Consider the following 15,552-nt stretch of genomic DNA (forward strand, 5'->3'; position numbering starts at 1 on the left):
CGCCATGGCCACGCCCGTCTCCACACCGCTCAACCTCACGCTGGCGCAGGCGCAGCAATGGGTGCCAGGTTCGCGCCTCGTGGGCGACCCCACCACCGTCGTCGCCCGCGTCCACACCGACACCCGCACCCTGGCCGCCGGCGACCTGTTCGTTGCGCTCAAGGGCGAGCGCTTCGATGCCAACGACTTCCTGGCCGATGCGAAGAAGCAGGGCGCCGTGGCCGCCATTGCGCACGGCGGCCTTGAAGCCGCCGGCCTTGCCGGCCTCGAGGTGCCCGATTCGCTCATCGCCCTCGGCGCGCTGGGCGCCGGCTGGCGCGCGCAGTTCAGCCTGCCGCTGATCGCCGTCACCGGCAGCAACGGCAAGACCACGGTCACGCAGATGATCGCGTCCGTGCTCGCCGCCTTCCGCGCCGACCGCGCGCTGGCCACGGCCGGCAACTTCAACAACGAGATCGGCGTGCCGCTCACGCTGATGCGCCTGCGCGCGCAGCACCAGCTGGCAGTGCTCGAACTGGGCATGAACCACCCGGGCGAGATCGCACGGCTGGCCGCCATGTCGCGCCCGACCATCGCGCTGGTCAACAACGCGCAGCGCGAGCACCAGGAGTTCATGGCCAGCGTCGAGGCGGTCGCCATCGAGAACGCCGCCGTGTTCGCGGCGCTGCCCGACGACGGCACGGCCGTGTTCCCGTACGGCGACACCTTCACCTCGCTGTGGACCGACATGGCGCGCCAGAGCGGCTCGCGCCGCTGCCTGACCTTCAGCGAACACGCCGATGCCGACATCTCGCTCGACAGCGCCGAATGGCTGCAGGGCGCCTGGACCGTGCGCGTGCGCACGCCGCTGGGCACCTTCGACGCGCGCCTGCACATCGCGGGCCGCCACAACGTGGGCAACGCGCTCGCCGCCACCGCCTGCGCGCTGGCCGCCGGCGTGTCGCTCGACACCATCGCCGCGGGCCTGTCGGCCTTCGAGCCGGTCAAGGGCCGCTCGCGGGCCGTCGAGGTCGTGTTGCCCGACGGGCACGCGCTCACGCTGGTCGACGACAGCTACAACGCCAACCCCGATTCCGTGATTGCCGCCATCGACGTGCTCACCGGCCTGCCCGCGCCGCGCCTGCTGGTGCTCGGCGAGATGGGCGAGGTCGGCGACCGCGCGCCCGCATTCCACGCCGAAGTCGGCGCCTGGGCGCGGCAGCGCGGGCTCGACGCCGTCTACACGCTGGGCGGCGAGACCGTGCACGCGGCCACGGCTTTCAACAACAACGACGACGCTGGCGATGCCGGCGGTCGCCATTTCGACGATTTCGACACGCTCCGCGCGGCCGTGCTCGCCCGCCTGCCGCAGCTGGGCAGCGTGCTGGTCAAGGGTTCGCGCTTCATGAAGATGGAACGCGTGGTGCAGGCGATCGAAGCACAACAACAAAAGGAGGCCGGTCATGACGCATGAGCCGCGCAACACACCATGCTGATGTCCCTGGCCCAATGGCTGCAGACGCTGTCGCCCGAGTTCGGGTTCTTGCGCGTTTTCAACTACCTCACGTTCCGCGCCCTCATGGCCGCGCTGACCGCGCTCGTGGTCGGCCTGGTGGCCGGCCCGTACGTCATTCGCCGCCTCGCCGCGCTCAAGATCGGCCAGCCGATCCGCGGCTACGGCATGGAAACGCACCTGACCAAGAGCGGCACGCCGACCATGGGCGGCGTGCTGGTGCTGTTCGCCATCGCGTTCGCCACCTTGCTGTGGTTCGACATCTCGAACCGCTTCGTGTGGATCGTGCTGTGGGTGACGATGGGCTTCGGCGCCATCGGCTGGGTCGACGACTGGCGCAAGGTGGTGCGCAAGGACCCCGAAGGCATGCGCTCGCGCGAGAAGTATTTCTGGCAATCGCTGGTCGGCCTGCTCGCGGGCTTCTACCTGCTGTTCAGCATTTCCGAGAGCTCCAACTGGCGCGTGCTCGAGCTGTTCTACGCCTGGGTCCGCTCGGGCTTCGACCTCGACTTTCCGCCCAAGATCAACCTGCTGGTGCCTTTCTTCAAGGAAGTGAGCTACCCGCTGGGCGGCATCGGCTTTGTCATCCTCACGTACCTCGTGATCGTGGGCGCCAGCAACGCCGTCAACCTGACCGACGGCCTCGACGGCCTGGCGATCATGCCGGTGGTGATGGTGGGCTCGGCGCTGGGCGTGTTCGCGTACGTCACGGGCAGCGCGGTGTATTCCAAGTACCTGCTGTTCCCCAACATCCCGGGTTCGGGCGAGTTGCTGGTGTTCTGCTCGGCCATGGCCGGCGCGGGGCTGGCGTTCCTCTGGTTCAACACCCATCCGGCGCAGGTCTTCATGGGCGACGTGGGCGCGCTGGCGCTGGGCGGCGCGCTGGGCACCATCGCGGTCATCGTGCGCCAGGAGATCGTGTTCTTCATCATGGGCGGCATCTTCGTGGTCGAGGCGATCTCGGTGATGGCACAGGTCATGTACTTCAAGTACACGAAGAAGCGCTACGGCGAAGGCCGCCGCGTGCTCAAGATGGCACCGCTGCACCACCACTTCGAGAAGAGCGGCTGGCGCGAGACGCAGGTCGTCGTGCGCTTCTGGATCATCACGATGCTGCTGTGCCTCATCGGCCTTTCCACGCTGAAGCTGCGGTAACCACACAACCATGCGGCACCTGAAAGACCTCCCCGTTCTCATCCTCGGCCTCGGCGCGTCCGGGCTGGCGATGGCGCGCTGGTGCGCGCGCCACGGCGCGGTCGTGACCGTGGCCGACACGCGCGAGGCACCCACTTCGCTCGCGACGCTGCAGGCCGAGCTGCCCGACGCGACCTTCATCGGCGGGCCGTTCACGGCCGCGCTGGTTGAAGGCACGCCGATCCGAGCCGTCTACCGCTCGCCGGGCCTGTCGCCCGCGACGCTGGCGCCGGTCGTCGATGCCGCCAAGGCCGTGGGCCTCGTGGTCGGCGGCGAGCTGGACCTGTTCGCGCGCGCGCTGCTCGACCTGCGGACGGTCGAGGTGCCGGTGGTGGAGGCCGAGGCTGAAGCTGAAGCGCCAGTTGAGGTCGCCGTGACCGAGCCCGTCGTCGAAACGCCTGCCCAGGCCGAACTGGCCTTGAGCGAAGAAGTCTCTGTGGCGGATGCTGCGGTGCTCGAGACGCCGGAAGTGCCGGCGCCGGTAGCTGCTGCGGTTGCCGAAGGCGAGCCCGCAGCGGCTGCACCCGTCGACGCTGTGGAGGCGACCGAGGCTGCTGCACCCACGGAGGCCGTGGCCCCTGAGTCGACCGAAGCCGCACTGCCCGTCGATGCGACTGCAGCAGAAGCTGAACCCGCAGCTTCCGTCGAACCGACCGAAGCCGTCGAACCTACGCTGCCCGCCATGGCCGAAGCCATGCCGCGCGACGCATCGCTGAGCGTGCCGGTAACGCCGCCCACCGAAGATGTTGTCGCTGAAGACGCCGCGACGGAAGACGGCGCAGCACCGGCCGCCGATGCGCCGCCCGCACCCGTGTCCGCCGCCAGCCTCTCCCGGCTCCCGCCCCCCGGCAAGCCCTACGTGCCCACGGCGGCGCGCGAGGCCGCAGCGTTCGTCGCCACGATCGCCGAGCTGTCCGCCACCAACCCGGCATCGGCCGCGGTCGAGGAAGACACGCCCCAGATGGTGCTCATGCCGGAGCCCGAACCCGAAGCGCCCAAGGGCTACACGCCGGCCGTGCTCGCAATCAGCGGCACCAACGGCAAGACCACTGTCACCTCGCTCACCGGCCAGCTGGTCGAGCGTGCAGGCAAGACCGTGGCCGTGGCCGGCAACATCGGCCCGACGCTGCTCGACACGCTGGCCGCGCACATCGACGCCGACACGCTGCCCGAGGTGTGGGTGCTTGAACTCTCGAGCTTCCAGCTCGACGGCGTGCAGGGCTTCGAGCCCACGGCCGCGACCGTGCTCAACCTCACGCAGGACCACCTCGACTGGCATGGCGACATGCCGGCGTATGCCGCGGCAAAGGCGCGCATCTTCGGCGCCAAGGGCCTGTTGATCCTGAACCGCGACGACGCCGGCGTGATGGCCATGCTGCCGCCGCCTGTCCGCGTGAAGCTGCAGCGTCCGCAGATCCGCGCCCACGTCACCTTCGGCGGTGCGATGCCGCTGCGTCCCGGCGACTACGGCATCGAGCGCATCAACGGCGTTTCGTGGCTGGTGCGCGCGCTGGAAGCCGACGAAACGCAGAAGCGCAAGCGCGGCGCGGTGGTCGAAGAAGAAATCTTCTTCCAGCGCCTCATGCCCGCCGACGCACTGCGCATCCGCGGCCGCCACAACGCCATGAACGCCCTGGCCGCGCTCGCGCTCGCCAGCGCCGCCGACTGCCCGCTGGGCCCGATGCTGTACGGCCTGCGCGAATACCGCGGCGAGCCGCACCGCGTCGAACCGATCGCGATCGTGGACGAGGTCGAGTTCTTCGACGACAGCAAGGGCACCAACGTCGGCGCCACCGTGGCCGCATTGAGCGGCCTTGGTGAAGAGCGTCGCGTGGTCGTGATCCTCGGCGGCGAAGGCAAGGGCCAGGACTTCGAGCCGCTGGCCGACCCCGTGCGCCAGTACGCGCGCGCCGTCGTGCTCATCGGCCGCGACGCCCCGCTCATCGAGGCCGCGTTGGCTTCCACCGGCGTGTCGCTGAAGCACGCGGGCTCGATGGAAGAAGCCGTCAAGCTCGCCGCCGCGCGCGCCCACCCCGGCGATGCCGTGCTGCTGTCACCGGCCTGTGCGAGCTTCGACATGTTCAAGGACTACGCGCACCGCGCCGAAGTGTTCTGCGAGGCCGTCGAGGCCTACGCCGAAAGCCCGCGCGAGGCCGTGGGTGGCGACGACGCCGTGGTGTCGTACGTGCCCAGCGCGTCGCTGTCCACCGCCGGATCGATGGAGGACCCGATTTGAACTCCGCAGCCGCAGGCCAGGAAACCCGCACCGGCAGCCGTTTCGGCGGCTGGTTCCGGCGCGCCCGCAGCGGCATGGATTCGCTGCCCGTGCACCTGCCCGTGCGGCTGGGCGGCGCCGGCATTGCGCAGACCAAGGCCACGCCGATGCGCGTGCTGGGCTTCGACCAGGCGCTGGTCTGGGTCACGGTCGCGCTGATGACCTGGGGCCTGATCATGGTGTATTCGGCCTCGATCGCGCTGCCCGACAACCCGCGTTTCGCGCGCGCCGGCTACGGCCCCTCGTACTTCCTCACGCGGCATGCGGCCTCGCTGGTCATCGCCTTCATCGCCGCGCTGCTGACCTTCCAGGTGCCGATGAAGACCTGGGAGCGCGCCGCGCCCTGGCTCTTCGTGGCTTCGTTGCTGCTGCTGGTGGCGGTGCTCATTCCGCACATCGGCATCAACGTGAACGGCGCGCGCCGCTGGCTGCCGATGGGCTTCATGCGCTTCCAGCCGTCGGAGCTGGCCAAGTTCGCGATGGTGCTTTATGCCGCCAGCTACATGGTGCGCAAGATGGAGATCAAGGAGCGCTTCTTCCGCGCCGTGCTGCCGATGGGCATCGCGGTGGTGGTGGTCGGCATGCTGGTGATGGCCGAGCCCGACATGGGCGCCTTCATGGTGATCGCCGTGATCGCCATGGGCATCCTGTTCCTGGGCGGCGTGAACGCGCGCATGTTCTTCGTGATCGCGACGCTGGTGGTGGTGGCCTTCGGCTCCATCGTGGCGAGCAGCCCGTGGCGCCGCGAGCGCATCTTTGCGTACCTCGATCCGTGGAGCGAAGAGCACGCGCTGGGCAAGGGCTACCAGCTGTCGCACTCGCTGATCGCCATCGGGCGCGGCGAGGTCTTCGGCGTGGGCCTGGGCGGCAGCGTCGAGAAGCTGCACTGGCTGCCCGAAGCGCACACCGACTTCTTGCTGGCCGTGATCGGCGAAGAGTTCGGCCTGGTCGGCGTGCTGCTGATCATCGGCATGTTCCTCTGGCTCACGCGCCGCATCATGCACATCGGTCGTCAGGCGATCGCACTCGACCGCGTGTTCTCGGGCCTCGTGGCGCAGGGCGTGGGCGTGTGGATGGGCTTCCAGGCCTTCATCAACATGGGCGTGAACCTTGGCGCACTGCCGACCAAGGGCCTGACCTTGCCGCTGATGAGTTTCGGCGGCTCGGCGATTTTGATGAACCTCGTGGCGCTGGCTGTGGTGCTGCGCATCGACTATGAGAACCGCGTGCTCATGCGGGGAGGTCGCGTATGACGCGCACTGCTCTGGTCATGGCAGGCGGCACAGGCGGCCACATCTTCCCGGGTTTGGCCGTGGCCGAAGCCCTGCGCGAGCGCGGCTGGCGCGTGCACTGGCTGGGCGCGCCCGGCAGCATGGAAGAAAAACTCGTGCCGCCGCGCGGCTTCGCTTTCGAGCCGGTGCAGTTCGGCGGCGTGCGCGGCAAGGGTCCGCTCACGCTGTTCCTGCTGCCGCTGAAGCTGCTGCGCGCCTTCTGGCAGAGCCTGGGCGTGGTGCGCCGCGTGAAGCCCGACGTGCTGGTGGGCCTGGGCGGCTACATCACCTTCCCGGGCGGAATGATGGGCGTGCTCATGGGCAAGCCGCTGGTGCTGCACGAGCAGAACTCGGTCGCCGGCCTCGCCAACAAGGTGCTGGCGGGCGTGGCCGACCGCGTGTTCACGGCCTTCCCGAACGTGCTGAAGAAGGCGCAGTGGGTGGGCAATCCGCTGCGCGCGGCGTTCACCTCGCAGCCCGATCCGGCCACGCGTTTCGCGGGCCGCACGGGCCCACTCAAGCTGCTGGTGGTCGGCGGCAGCCTGGGCGCGCGTGCGCTCAACACCGTCGTGCCGCAGGCGCTGGCGCGCATCGCGCCCGACCTTCGTCCACAGGTGCTGCACCAGAGCGGCGCCAAGCAGATCGACGAGCTGCGCGCCAACTATGCGGCGGCCGGCGTCGAGGGCGAACTCACGCCCTTCATCGACGACACCGCGCAGGCGTACGCCGAGGCCGACCTCATCGTCGCGCGCGCGGGCGCCAGCACCGTCACCGAAATCGCGGCCGTCGGCGCAGCAGCGCTGTTCGTGCCTTTCCCCTCGGCGGTCGACGACCACCAGACCACCAACGCGCGCTTCCTCGTGGACGCGGGCGGCGGCTGGCTGGTGCAACAGACCGACCTCACCCCTGAATTGCTGGCTGATTTGCTACAGACAACCGAACGCGCGACCTTGATCGAACGGGCCCAGAAGGCCAAGACTATGCGGAAGACCGAAGCCGTCCAGGCCGTCGTCCGCGCCTGCGAGGAGCTTGCGAAATGAAGCACGCGATCCGTCACATCCACTTCGTCGGCGTCGGCGGCTCCGGCATGAGCGGCATCGCCGAGGTGCTGCTGAACCTGGGCTACAAGATCACCGGCTCCGACCTGTCGGACAGCGCCACGCTGCGCCGCCTTGCAGGCCTGGGCATCGGCACCTTCGTGGGCCATGCCGCCGCGCACATCGACGGCGCGGACGCAGTCGTCACGTCCACCGCCGTGCAGTCGGACAACCCCGAGGTGCTGGCCGCGCGCGAAAAGCGCATTCCGGTCGTGCCGCGTGCGCTGATGCTCGCGGAGCTGATGCGCCTGAAGCAGGGCATCGCCATTGCCGGCACGCACGGCAAGACCACCACCACCAGCCTGGTGGCGAGCGTGCTCGACGCCGCCGGGCTCGACCCGACCTTCGTGATCGGCGGTCGCCTGAACAGCGCCGGCGCCAATGCGCAGCTGGGCAGCGGCGACTACATCGTGGTCGAGGCCGACGAGTCGGACGCCTCGTTCCTGAACCTGCTGCCCGTGATGGCGGTGGTCACGAACATCGACGCCGACCACATGGAGACCTACGGGCACGACTTCGCGAAGCTCAAGAAAGCTTTTGTCGATTTCCTGCACCGCATGCCGTTCTACGGCGTGGCCATTCTTTGCACCGACGATCCGGCGGTGCGCGACATCGTGGCCGACGTGACCTGCCCGGTCACCAGCTACGGTTTCGGCGAAGACGCCCAGGTGCGCGCCATCGACGTGCGCGCCGTCGGCGGCCAGATGCATTTCACCGCGCAGCGCCGCAACGGCGTGACGCTGCCCGACCTGCCCATCGTGCTGAACCTGCCGGGCGAGCACAACGTGCGCAACGCGCTGTCGGTGATCGCCGTGGCCGTCGAGCTCGGTATTCCCGACGAGGCCGTGCAGCGCGGCCTCGAAGGCTTCAAGGGCGTGGGCCGCCGCTTCCAGAGCTACGGCGATGTGGCCGTGCCGAACGACACGGCCGGCGGTACCTTCACCGTCATCGACGACTACGGGCATCACCCGGTCGAGATGGCGGCCACCATTTCCGCCGCGCGCGGTGCCTTCCCGGGCCGCCGGCTGGTGCTGGCCTTCCAGCCGCACCGCTACACCCGCACGCGCGACTGCTTCGAAGACTTCGTGAAGGTCATCGGCACGGCCGACTCGGTGCTGCTGGGCGAGGTCTATGCCGCGGGCGAGGCGCCCATTGTGGCCGCCGATGGCCGGTCGCTGGCGCGCGCGCTGCGCGTGGCCGGCAAGGTCGAGCCGGTGTTCGTGGACGACATCCACGCGCTGCCGCAGGCCATTCTGGACAACGCCCGCGTGGGCGACGTGGTGCTGTGCATGGGCGCAGGCTCCATCGGCGCCGTGCCGGGCAAGGTGGTCGAACTCGGCGGGGCTGTCGTGCCGTCGCCCGCACCCTCATCAACAACTTCAGAGCGCCCTGCGCGCAAGGGGAGGGCCTCGTGAGCCTTCAGGATCCACAACTTTTCGGCAAGGTCGCCGTGCTGTTCGGCGGCAGTTCCGCGGAACGCGAGGTGTCGCTGATGTCCGGCGCCGGCGTGCTGGAGGCCCTGCGTTCGCGCGGCGTCGATGCGCACGCGTTCGACCCGTCGGAGCGCGAGCTGACCGACCTGAAGCGCGAAGGCTTCGCGCGCTGCTTCGTCGCGCTGCATGGCCGCCATGGCGAAGACGGCACCGTGCAGGGCGCGCTCGAACTGCTCGGCATTCCCTACACCGGCTCGGGCGTGATGGCCTCGAGCGTGGCGATGGACAAGGTCATGACCAAGCGCATCTGGCAGGCCGACGGCCTGCCGACGCCCAAGTACGTGCGCCTGGCCTTCGACCAGCAAAGTCGCGAGCAGATCATGGTGGTGCCCGACGTGCTCGGCCTGCCGCTGATCGTGAAGCCGCCGCGCGAGGGCTCGTCCATCGGCGTGACCAAGGTCGAGGGCTACTCGCAGATGCAGGATGCAGTCGCGCTGTCGGCCAAGTTCGACGCCGACGTGCTGTGCGAAGAGTTCATCGCCGGCGAGGAAGTCACCTGCGCCGTGCTCGGCCAGGGGCTCGATGCACGCGCGCTGCCCGTGGTGCGCATCGCCGCGCCCGAAGGTGCCTACGACTACCAGAACAAGTACTTCACCGACGACGTGAAATACCAGTGCCCGAGCGGCCTGCCCGAAGCCGAGGAACGCGAGATCCAGCGCATCACGCTGGCCGCGTACCACACGCTCGGCTGCCGCGGCTGGGGCCGCGCCGACGTGATGATCCGCGCCAGCGACCGCAAGCCCTTCCTGCTCGAGATGAACACCTCGCCCGGCATGACCAGCCATTCGCTGGTGCCGATGTCGGCGCGCGCGGCGGGCATTCCCTATGAAGAGCTGTGCGTGCGCGTGCTGGCTTCGGCCGCGCTCGATGCCAAGGGAGGCGCGAACTAAGCCATGGCCGACAGCATCCCCGCTCCCTTCGACGTCAAGCTGATGAACATCGTCGCGAACGTTGCGTTCGTGCTGGTGGCGCTCATGCTGCTGGCGGCGAGCGCGTGGTGGGTGCTGCGCCAGCCTTTCTTCCCGATCTCGGGCATCAAGGTGGACGGCGAGGTCACGCACAACAACGCGGTCACGCTGCGCGCCAACGTGGCGCCGCAGCTCAAGGGCAACTTCTTCACCATCGACCTGGCGCGTGCGCGCACCGCCTTCGAGACGGTGCCGTGGGTGCGCAGCGCGGTGGTGCGGCGCGAGTTCCCGAACAAGCTGCGCGTGACGCTGACCGAGCAGGTGCCGGTGGCGGTGTGGGGCGACGAGGCCGGCTCCAAGCTGATCAACGGTTTCGGCGACGTGTTCGAGGCCAACGTGGCCGAGGTCGACAGCGACCTGCCGCGCCTGGACGGGCCGATCGAGCAGGCCGGGCAGGTGCTGGGCATGTACCGCGTGCTGGCGCCGATGTTCGAGCCCTACGACTTCGACATTGCCGAGCTGCGGCTGTCCAGCCGCGGCAGCTGGAAGGTGCTGCTCGACAGCGGGGCCGAGATCGAACTCGGCCGCGGCCAGAGCGACGAGGTGTCGGCGCGCCTGCAGCGGTTCCTGAAGACCGTGACGCAGGTCGCGGGCCAGTACCGCCGCACGGTGGCCGACGTCGAACGCGCCGATCTGCGCCACAACGACGCGTATGCCCTGCGGCTGCGCGGCGTCACCACGGTCTCGCCCGAGGCCCCAAGAAAAATCAAGTAGCGAATACCGAGGACATCTACATGCCCAAAGAATACAAAGACCTGGTCGTAGGCCTGGACATCGGAACCGCCAAGGTGATGGTGGTCGTGGCCGAGGTGCTGCAAGGCGGCGAGCTCAAGCTGGCCGGCCTGGGCATCGCGCCCAGCAACGGCCTCAAGCGCGGCGTCGTGGTGAACATCGACGCCACCGTGCAGAGCATCCAGCAGGCGCTGAAAGAAGCCGAGCTGATGGCCGACTGCAAGATCAGTCGCGTCTACACCGGCATCACCGGCAGCCACATCCGCGGCATCAATTCGAGCGGCATGGTGGCGGTGAAGGACAAGGAAGTCACGCCCGCCGACGTGGCCCGCGTGGTCGAGACGGCGCGCGCCATCAACATCTCGAGCGACCAGCGTTTGCTGCTGGTGGAGCCGCAGGAGTTCGTGATCGACGGCCAGGACGTGAAGGAGCCGATCGGCATGAGCGGCATGCGCCTGGAGGCCAAGGTGCACATCGTGACCGGCGCGCAGAGCGCGGCCGAGAACATCATCAAGTGCGTGCGCCGCTGCGGCCTCGAGGTCGACCAGCTGATGCTGAACCCGCTGGCCTCGAGCCAGGCGGTGCTGACCGAAGACGAGCGCGAACTCGGCGTGGTGCTGGTCGACATCGGCGCGGGCACCACCGACGTGGCGATCTTCACCAACGGCGCGATCCGCCACACGGCCGTGATTCCGATCGCGGGCGACCTCATCACGAGCGACATCGCGATGGCCCTGCGCACGCCCACCAAGGACGCGGAGGACATCAAGGTCGAGCACGGCTACGCCAAGCAGCTGCTGGCCGACCCTGAATCGCAGGTCGAAGTCCCCGGCCTTGGCGATCGCGGCCCGCGCATGTTGAGCAAGCAGGCGCTTGCCGGCGTGATCGAGCCGCGCATCGAAGAAATCTTCTCGCTGGTGCAGCAGGTGGTGCGCGAGTCGGGCTACGAGGAAGTGCTGTCTTCCGGTGTGGTGTTGACCGGCGGCAGCGCCGTCATGCCCGGCATGGTCGAGCTCGGTGAAGACATCTTCCTGAAGCCCGTGCGTCGCGGCATTCCGAAGTACTCGAGCGCGCTCTCGGACATGGTGGCGCAGCCGCGCGCGGCCACCGTGATGGGCCTGCTCGAAGAGGCACGTTTTGCACGCATGCGTGGTTTCAAGGTCGCACAGAAGAACGGGTCCGTAAAGACTGCGTTCGGACGTTTCAAGGACTTCATCGTGGGGAACTTCTGACCATGAACCACTCCCCACTCTGGCTCGCACGCGCGGGTCCTCGGCTGCATTTCAACGAGCGATGGCGACGCACCGGTCCACCATCGCGACGGCGATCCCGTTGATCACGTCAGGCAGAAGAAATATTCATAGATACATAACGGCAACTGCAATATTCAAGGAGTTAGAAATGACCATCGAAATGATCGAAGTCGAAGAATTCAACCAGGGCACGCAGATCAAGGTGATCGGTGTCGGCGGCGGCGGTGGCAATGCGGTCGCCCACATGATGGAGCGTGGTGTGCAAGGCGTGCAGTTCGTTTGCGCCAACACCGACGCGCAAGCCCTGCAACGCAGCAACGCGCACAAGAACATCCAACTGGGCATCAGCGGCCTGGGCGCCGGCAGCAAGCCCGAGAAGGGCCGTGACGCGGCCGAAGCCGCGGTGGACGACATTCGCGCCGCCATCGACGGCGCGCACATGCTGTTCATCACGGCCGGCATGGGCGGCGGCACCGGCACCGGCGCGGCGCCCGTGATCGCGCGCGTGGCCAAGGAAATGGGCATCCTCACCGTGGGCGTGGTGACCAAGCCCTTCGACTGGGAAGGCGGTCGCCGCATGACCAACGCCGACGCCGGCCTGGCCGAGCTCGAAGCCAACGTCGACTCGCTGATCGTGGTGCTCAACGAGAAGCTGCTCGACGTGCTGGGTGAAGACATCACGCAGGACGAAGCCTTCGCGCACGCCAACGACGTGCTGAAGAACGCCGTCGGCGGTATCTCGGAAATCATCAACGAGTACGGCGGCGTGAACGTCGACTTCGAAGACGTGCGCACCGTGATGGGCGAACCCGGCAAGGCCATGATGGGCACGGCCGCGGCTGCAGGCCCGGACCGCGCGCGCATCGCCGCCGAACAGGCCGTGGCCTGCCCGCTGCTCGAAGGCATCGACCTCTCGGGCGCCAAGGGCGTGCTGGTGCTGGTGACGGCATCGAAGGGTTCGCTGAAGCTGAACGAGTCGAAGCTCGCGATGAACACCATCCGCGCCTACGCCTCGCCGGACGCGCACGTGATCTACGGCGCCGCCTACGACGAAAGCCTGGGCGACCAGATGCGCGTCACGGTGGTGGCCACGGGTCTGTCGCGTGCCGACGCACGCCGCCAGGCCCCGACGCTCGAAGTGATCCGCACCGGCACCGACAACATCCCGTTCACCGTGCCGACGCTCGGCGGCATGGGCCACGCGGGTGGTGGTTCGGGCAGCCAGCCCAACTACGACGGCATGGCCGTGCCCAGCGTGTGGCGCACCAACCGCACGATGGCCGCCGCCAAGGTCGACGCGCTGTCGTCGGGTGGCATGGACGACTTCGAAATCCCTGCATTCCTGCGCCGTCAAGCAGATTGACCGCAGGCCACTGAACGCAGAGGGCACGAGGGTTCGCAAGGGGACGGGGAAGACCTGAAAGGGACTGCCCCCCGGCTCTAGGCGCTGCGTTCACCTCGTGCCCCTTGCGTCCACCGCCGGGGGCTCCCCGGCTTTTTTTTGTGCGCTTTCTTTTTTGACCGGTCCATGTCTATCGCGGCCATAGCCAGGGGAATAGGGCGTCACGGTCGCAGTCCGCCTAAAATCATGGGCGTGCTGCAACAACGAACCCTCAAGTCGATCAGCCGCGCCGTGGGCGTGGGGCTTCACAGCGGCCAACGCGTGGAGCTGACCCTGCGACCGGCCCCGGCCGACACGGGCATCGTGTTCCGCCGTGTCGACCTGCCCGAGCCGGTCGAGATCCGCATGACCGCCGAATCGGTCACCGACACGCGCCTGGCGTCCACCGTCTCCACGGGCGGCGCCAAGGTGCAGACGGTCGAACACATCATGTCCGCCTGCGCGGGCCTGGGCATCGACAACCTCTACATCGACATCACGGCCGACGAAGTGCCGATCCTCGACGGGTCGGCCTCGTCCTTCGTGTTCCTGCTGCAAAGCGCGGGCATCGAACTGCAGAAGGCGCCGCGCCGCTTCATCCGCGTGCTGCGCAAGGTCGAGGTGCGCGAAGGCGAGGGCGCCAACGAGAAGTGGGCGAGCCTGGAGCCGTACCACGGCTTCAAGCTGAGCTTCGAGATCGACTTCGACCACCGCGTCGTCAACTCCACCGGCCAGCGCGTGGAGTTCGACCTGGGCACCGACTCGTACAGCCGCGACATCGCGCGTGCGCGCACCTTCGGCTTCACCAAAGAGGTCGAGTACATGCGCAGCAAGGGCCTCGCGCTCGGCGGCGGCCTGGACAACGCCATCGTCATGGACGACACCAAGGTGCTCAATGCCGGTGGCCTGCGCTACGACGACGAGTTCGTGAAGCACAAGATCCTCGACGCCATGGGCGACCTGTACATCATCGGCAAGCCGCTGCTGGCCGCGTACACCGCGTTCCGCTCGGGCCATGCGCTCAACAACAAGCTGCTGCGCGAACTGCTCTCGCACAGCGACGCCTACGAGGTCGTGACCTTCGAAGACGAGAAGCGCGCACCGCGCGGCTTCGGCGAAGTGGCGCGGGCCTGGTAAGCGGCGCGCGCTTTTTCCGATGCTTCTCTTTCGCTGGGCCATCCTGCTGCTTCTGCTGGTGGCGGGCGTGTCCTTCGCGTTCTACGCGGGCACGGGGCAGGTCAAGTACCGCCGCTTCGGTTGGACCGTGTTCAAGTGGACGGTGCTGGCGGCACTGGGCTTCTTCGCCGTGCTGATCGCTGAACGCGTCGCGTAGCGCCAGCCGTTCAATCGACCAGGGCCTGCAAGGCCTGCACCTGCTGCGCGAGCAGCGGCCCCTTGCGGTGCGCGGGCACCAGCAACATCAACGTGTCTCCCAGTGCCTTCGGCCGCCCCCAGGGCGCGTGCAGCCGGCCCTTCTCGAGCAGTGGCGCCACCAGCCGCTCGCGACCCATCAGCACCCCTTCGCCATCGAGCGCGGCCTGCAGCGCGAGGCTGTAGAGCGAGAAATCCGGGCCAGCGGCCAGCGCATCGGCCTCGGTCGAGGTGGTGCCGGGGCGCACGGTCTGCAGCCAGCGCGACCAGTCGTCGCGCCACACCGTGTCGTGCAGGCCGCCGCAGCGCGCGAGCACGTCGATGAGGTCGTCGAGCGGGCGCGGGCGTCCGCTGTCGAGCAATGGCCGCACGCGCGGGCTGCACACGGGCACGAGGCGGTCGCGCGCGAGCGGGATGCCCGTCGCGCCGACGGCAGCCTCGGCGCCGCGCGCATAGAACAGCCCGAGATCGAAGGGCTCGCGACGGAAGTTCGGCGGCTGCTCCAGCGCCGTCACCGACACCTGCACGCCGGGCAGCGCGGCCTTCAGCCGCGAGAGCCGCGGCGACAGCCACAGCTGCGCCATGGCCGGCAGGGCCGCCACCTGCAGCGTGCTGCGGCGCGCAGCGGTCTGGGTTTCCTGGCGCAGCGCCTGCACCGCGAGGCCGAGTTGGTCGACCGCCGCACTGAGCGCAGGCAGCGCACGCCGGCCGTGCGCGCTGAGCCGGATGCCCTGGCTGTGCCGCTCGAACAGCGCACCGCCGGCCCAGGTTTCGAGCGCCTTGATCTGCTGCGCGACGGCAGCGGGCGTCACGAAGAGTTCCTCGGCCGCCCGCGCGAAGCTGCCGTGGCGCGCCGCAGCCTCGAAGGCACGCACGGCCGTGTGCGGTGGCAGGCGAGGGCGGGGTGGGGCGAGGGACATGAGGTACAGGCCAAGTTTTTCTAGGGCTCGGGACCAGTTTATCCATGTTGCCCGCGAAGGCACGCGGCGCGACCATGCGGTCATTCCTTTCCTCAGCGAGACACC

At 68.5% G+C, this 15,552-nt stretch carries 13 protein-coding genes; 12 read left to right on the forward strand and 1 reads right to left on the reverse strand.

Features of this window, described 5'->3' with window-relative positions:
* The first annotated feature begins 4 nt into the window (after positions 1-4).
* The 12 genes from CLU95_RS19175 (at position 5) to CLU95_RS30930 (ending at position 14,489) form a co-directional block, all read left to right on the forward strand.
* On the forward strand, positions 5-1,453 hold the full coding sequence (locus tag CLU95_RS19175) for a UDP-N-acetylmuramoyl-tripeptide--D-alanyl-D-alanine ligase (protein ID WP_099797384.1): 1,449 nt from the start codon (positions 5-7) through the stop codon (positions 1,451-1,453).
* Positions 1,454-1,468: 15 nt separating this feature from the next.
* Positions 1,469-2,647, forward strand: a complete 1,179-nt coding sequence (gene mraY / locus CLU95_RS19180) for a phospho-N-acetylmuramoyl-pentapeptide-transferase (RefSeq protein ID WP_099795073.1) — start codon at positions 1,469-1,471, stop codon at positions 2,645-2,647.
* A gap of 10 nt (positions 2,648-2,657) precedes the next feature.
* Positions 2,658-4,922, forward strand: a complete 2,265-nt coding sequence (gene murD / locus CLU95_RS19185) for a UDP-N-acetylmuramoyl-L-alanine--D-glutamate ligase (protein WP_099795074.1) — start codon at positions 2,658-2,660, stop codon at positions 4,920-4,922.
* Positions 4,919-6,214 carry a putative lipid II flippase FtsW gene (gene ftsW, locus CLU95_RS19190; protein ID WP_099795075.1) on the forward strand — a complete coding sequence of 432 codons (1,296 nt, stop codon included), beginning with the start codon at positions 4,919-4,921 and terminating at the stop codon, positions 6,212-6,214. Before murD ends, ftsW begins: the two co-directional genes overlap by 4 nt.
* Positions 6,211-7,272, forward strand: a complete 1,062-nt coding sequence (gene murG, locus CLU95_RS19195) for an undecaprenyldiphospho-muramoylpentapeptide beta-N-acetylglucosaminyltransferase (protein WP_099795076.1) — start codon at positions 6,211-6,213, stop codon at positions 7,270-7,272. The genes ftsW and murG overlap by 4 nt, the downstream gene beginning before the upstream one ends.
* The gene (murC, locus tag CLU95_RS19200; protein ID WP_099795077.1) at positions 7,269-8,744 is read left to right on the forward strand and encodes a UDP-N-acetylmuramate--L-alanine ligase; all 1,476 of its coding nucleotides are present in this window, start codon (positions 7,269-7,271) and stop codon (positions 8,742-8,744) included. Before murG ends, murC begins: the two co-directional genes overlap by 4 nt.
* Positions 8,741-9,712, forward strand: coding sequence for a D-alanine--D-alanine ligase (locus CLU95_RS19205; protein ID WP_099795078.1), 972 nt, complete (start codon positions 8,741-8,743; stop codon positions 9,710-9,712). Before murC ends, CLU95_RS19205 begins: the two co-directional genes overlap by 4 nt.
* 3 nt (positions 9,713-9,715) lie before the next feature.
* A complete protein-coding gene (locus CLU95_RS19210; RefSeq protein ID WP_099795079.1) occupies positions 9,716-10,504 on the forward strand; it encodes a cell division protein FtsQ/DivIB in 789 nt (262 codons plus the stop codon).
* A gap of 20 nt (positions 10,505-10,524) precedes the next feature.
* Positions 10,525-11,754: a cell division protein FtsA gene (ftsA, locus tag CLU95_RS19215; RefSeq protein ID WP_056575685.1), complete on the forward strand. Its 1,230-nt coding sequence runs from the start codon at positions 10,525-10,527 to the stop codon at positions 11,752-11,754.
* Between the two features lie 169 nt (positions 11,755-11,923).
* Positions 11,924-13,138: a cell division protein FtsZ gene (gene ftsZ / locus CLU95_RS19220; RefSeq protein WP_099795080.1), complete on the forward strand. Its 1,215-nt coding sequence runs from the start codon at positions 11,924-11,926 to the stop codon at positions 13,136-13,138.
* Positions 13,139-13,369: 231 nt separating this feature from the next.
* On the forward strand, positions 13,370-14,293 hold the full coding sequence (gene lpxC / locus CLU95_RS19225) for a UDP-3-O-acyl-N-acetylglucosamine deacetylase (RefSeq protein WP_056575680.1): 924 nt from the start codon (positions 13,370-13,372) through the stop codon (positions 14,291-14,293).
* A 19-nt stretch (positions 14,294-14,312) separates the two neighbouring features.
* Complete coding sequence (locus CLU95_RS30930) at positions 14,313-14,489, forward strand: hypothetical protein (RefSeq protein ID WP_180288645.1); 177 nt, start codon at positions 14,313-14,315, stop codon at positions 14,487-14,489.
* A 10-nt stretch (positions 14,490-14,499) separates the two neighbouring features.
* On the opposite strand, the gene CLU95_RS19230 is transcribed toward CLU95_RS30930, so the two are convergent.
* The gene (locus CLU95_RS19230; RefSeq protein WP_099795081.1) at positions 14,500-15,447 is read right to left on the reverse strand and encodes a LysR family transcriptional regulator; all 948 of its coding nucleotides are present in this window, start codon (positions 15,445-15,447) and stop codon (positions 14,500-14,502) included.
* Positions 15,448-15,552: the final 105 nt, after the last annotated feature.

The organism is Variovorax sp. 54 (assembly GCF_002754375.1).
Classification (GTDB): Bacteria; Pseudomonadota; Gammaproteobacteria; order Burkholderiales; family Burkholderiaceae_C; genus Variovorax.

Excerpts from the sequence above, each read along its gene's own strand:
- CLU95_RS19175 (WP_099797384.1), top strand. The coding sequence starts at position 5 with ATGGCCACGCCCGTCTCCACACCGCTCAACCTCACGCTGGCGCAGGCG.
- mraY (WP_099795073.1), top strand. The coding sequence starts at position 1,469 with ATGCTGATGTCCCTGGCCCAATGGCTGCAGACGCTGTCGCCCGAGTTC.
- murD (WP_099795074.1), top strand. The coding sequence starts at position 2,658 with ATGCGGCACCTGAAAGACCTCCCCGTTCTCATCCTCGGCCTCGGCGCG.
- murG (WP_099795076.1), top strand. The coding sequence starts at position 6,211 with ATGACGCGCACTGCTCTGGTCATGGCAGGCGGCACAGGCGGCCACATC.
- murC (WP_099795077.1), top strand. The coding sequence starts at position 7,269 with ATGAAGCACGCGATCCGTCACATCCACTTCGTCGGCGTCGGCGGCTCC.
- CLU95_RS19210 (WP_099795079.1), top strand. The coding sequence starts at position 9,716 with ATGGCCGACAGCATCCCCGCTCCCTTCGACGTCAAGCTGATGAACATC.
- ftsA (WP_056575685.1), top strand. The coding sequence starts at position 10,525 with ATGCCCAAAGAATACAAAGACCTGGTCGTAGGCCTGGACATCGGAACC.
- ftsZ (WP_099795080.1), top strand. The coding sequence starts at position 11,924 with ATGACCATCGAAATGATCGAAGTCGAAGAATTCAACCAGGGCACGCAG.
- CLU95_RS30930 (WP_180288645.1), top strand. The coding sequence starts at position 14,313 with ATGCTTCTCTTTCGCTGGGCCATCCTGCTGCTTCTGCTGGTGGCGGGC.
- CLU95_RS19230 (WP_099795081.1), bottom strand. The coding sequence starts at position 15,447 with ATGTCCCTCGCCCCACCCCGCCCTCGCCTGCCACCGCACACGGCCGTG.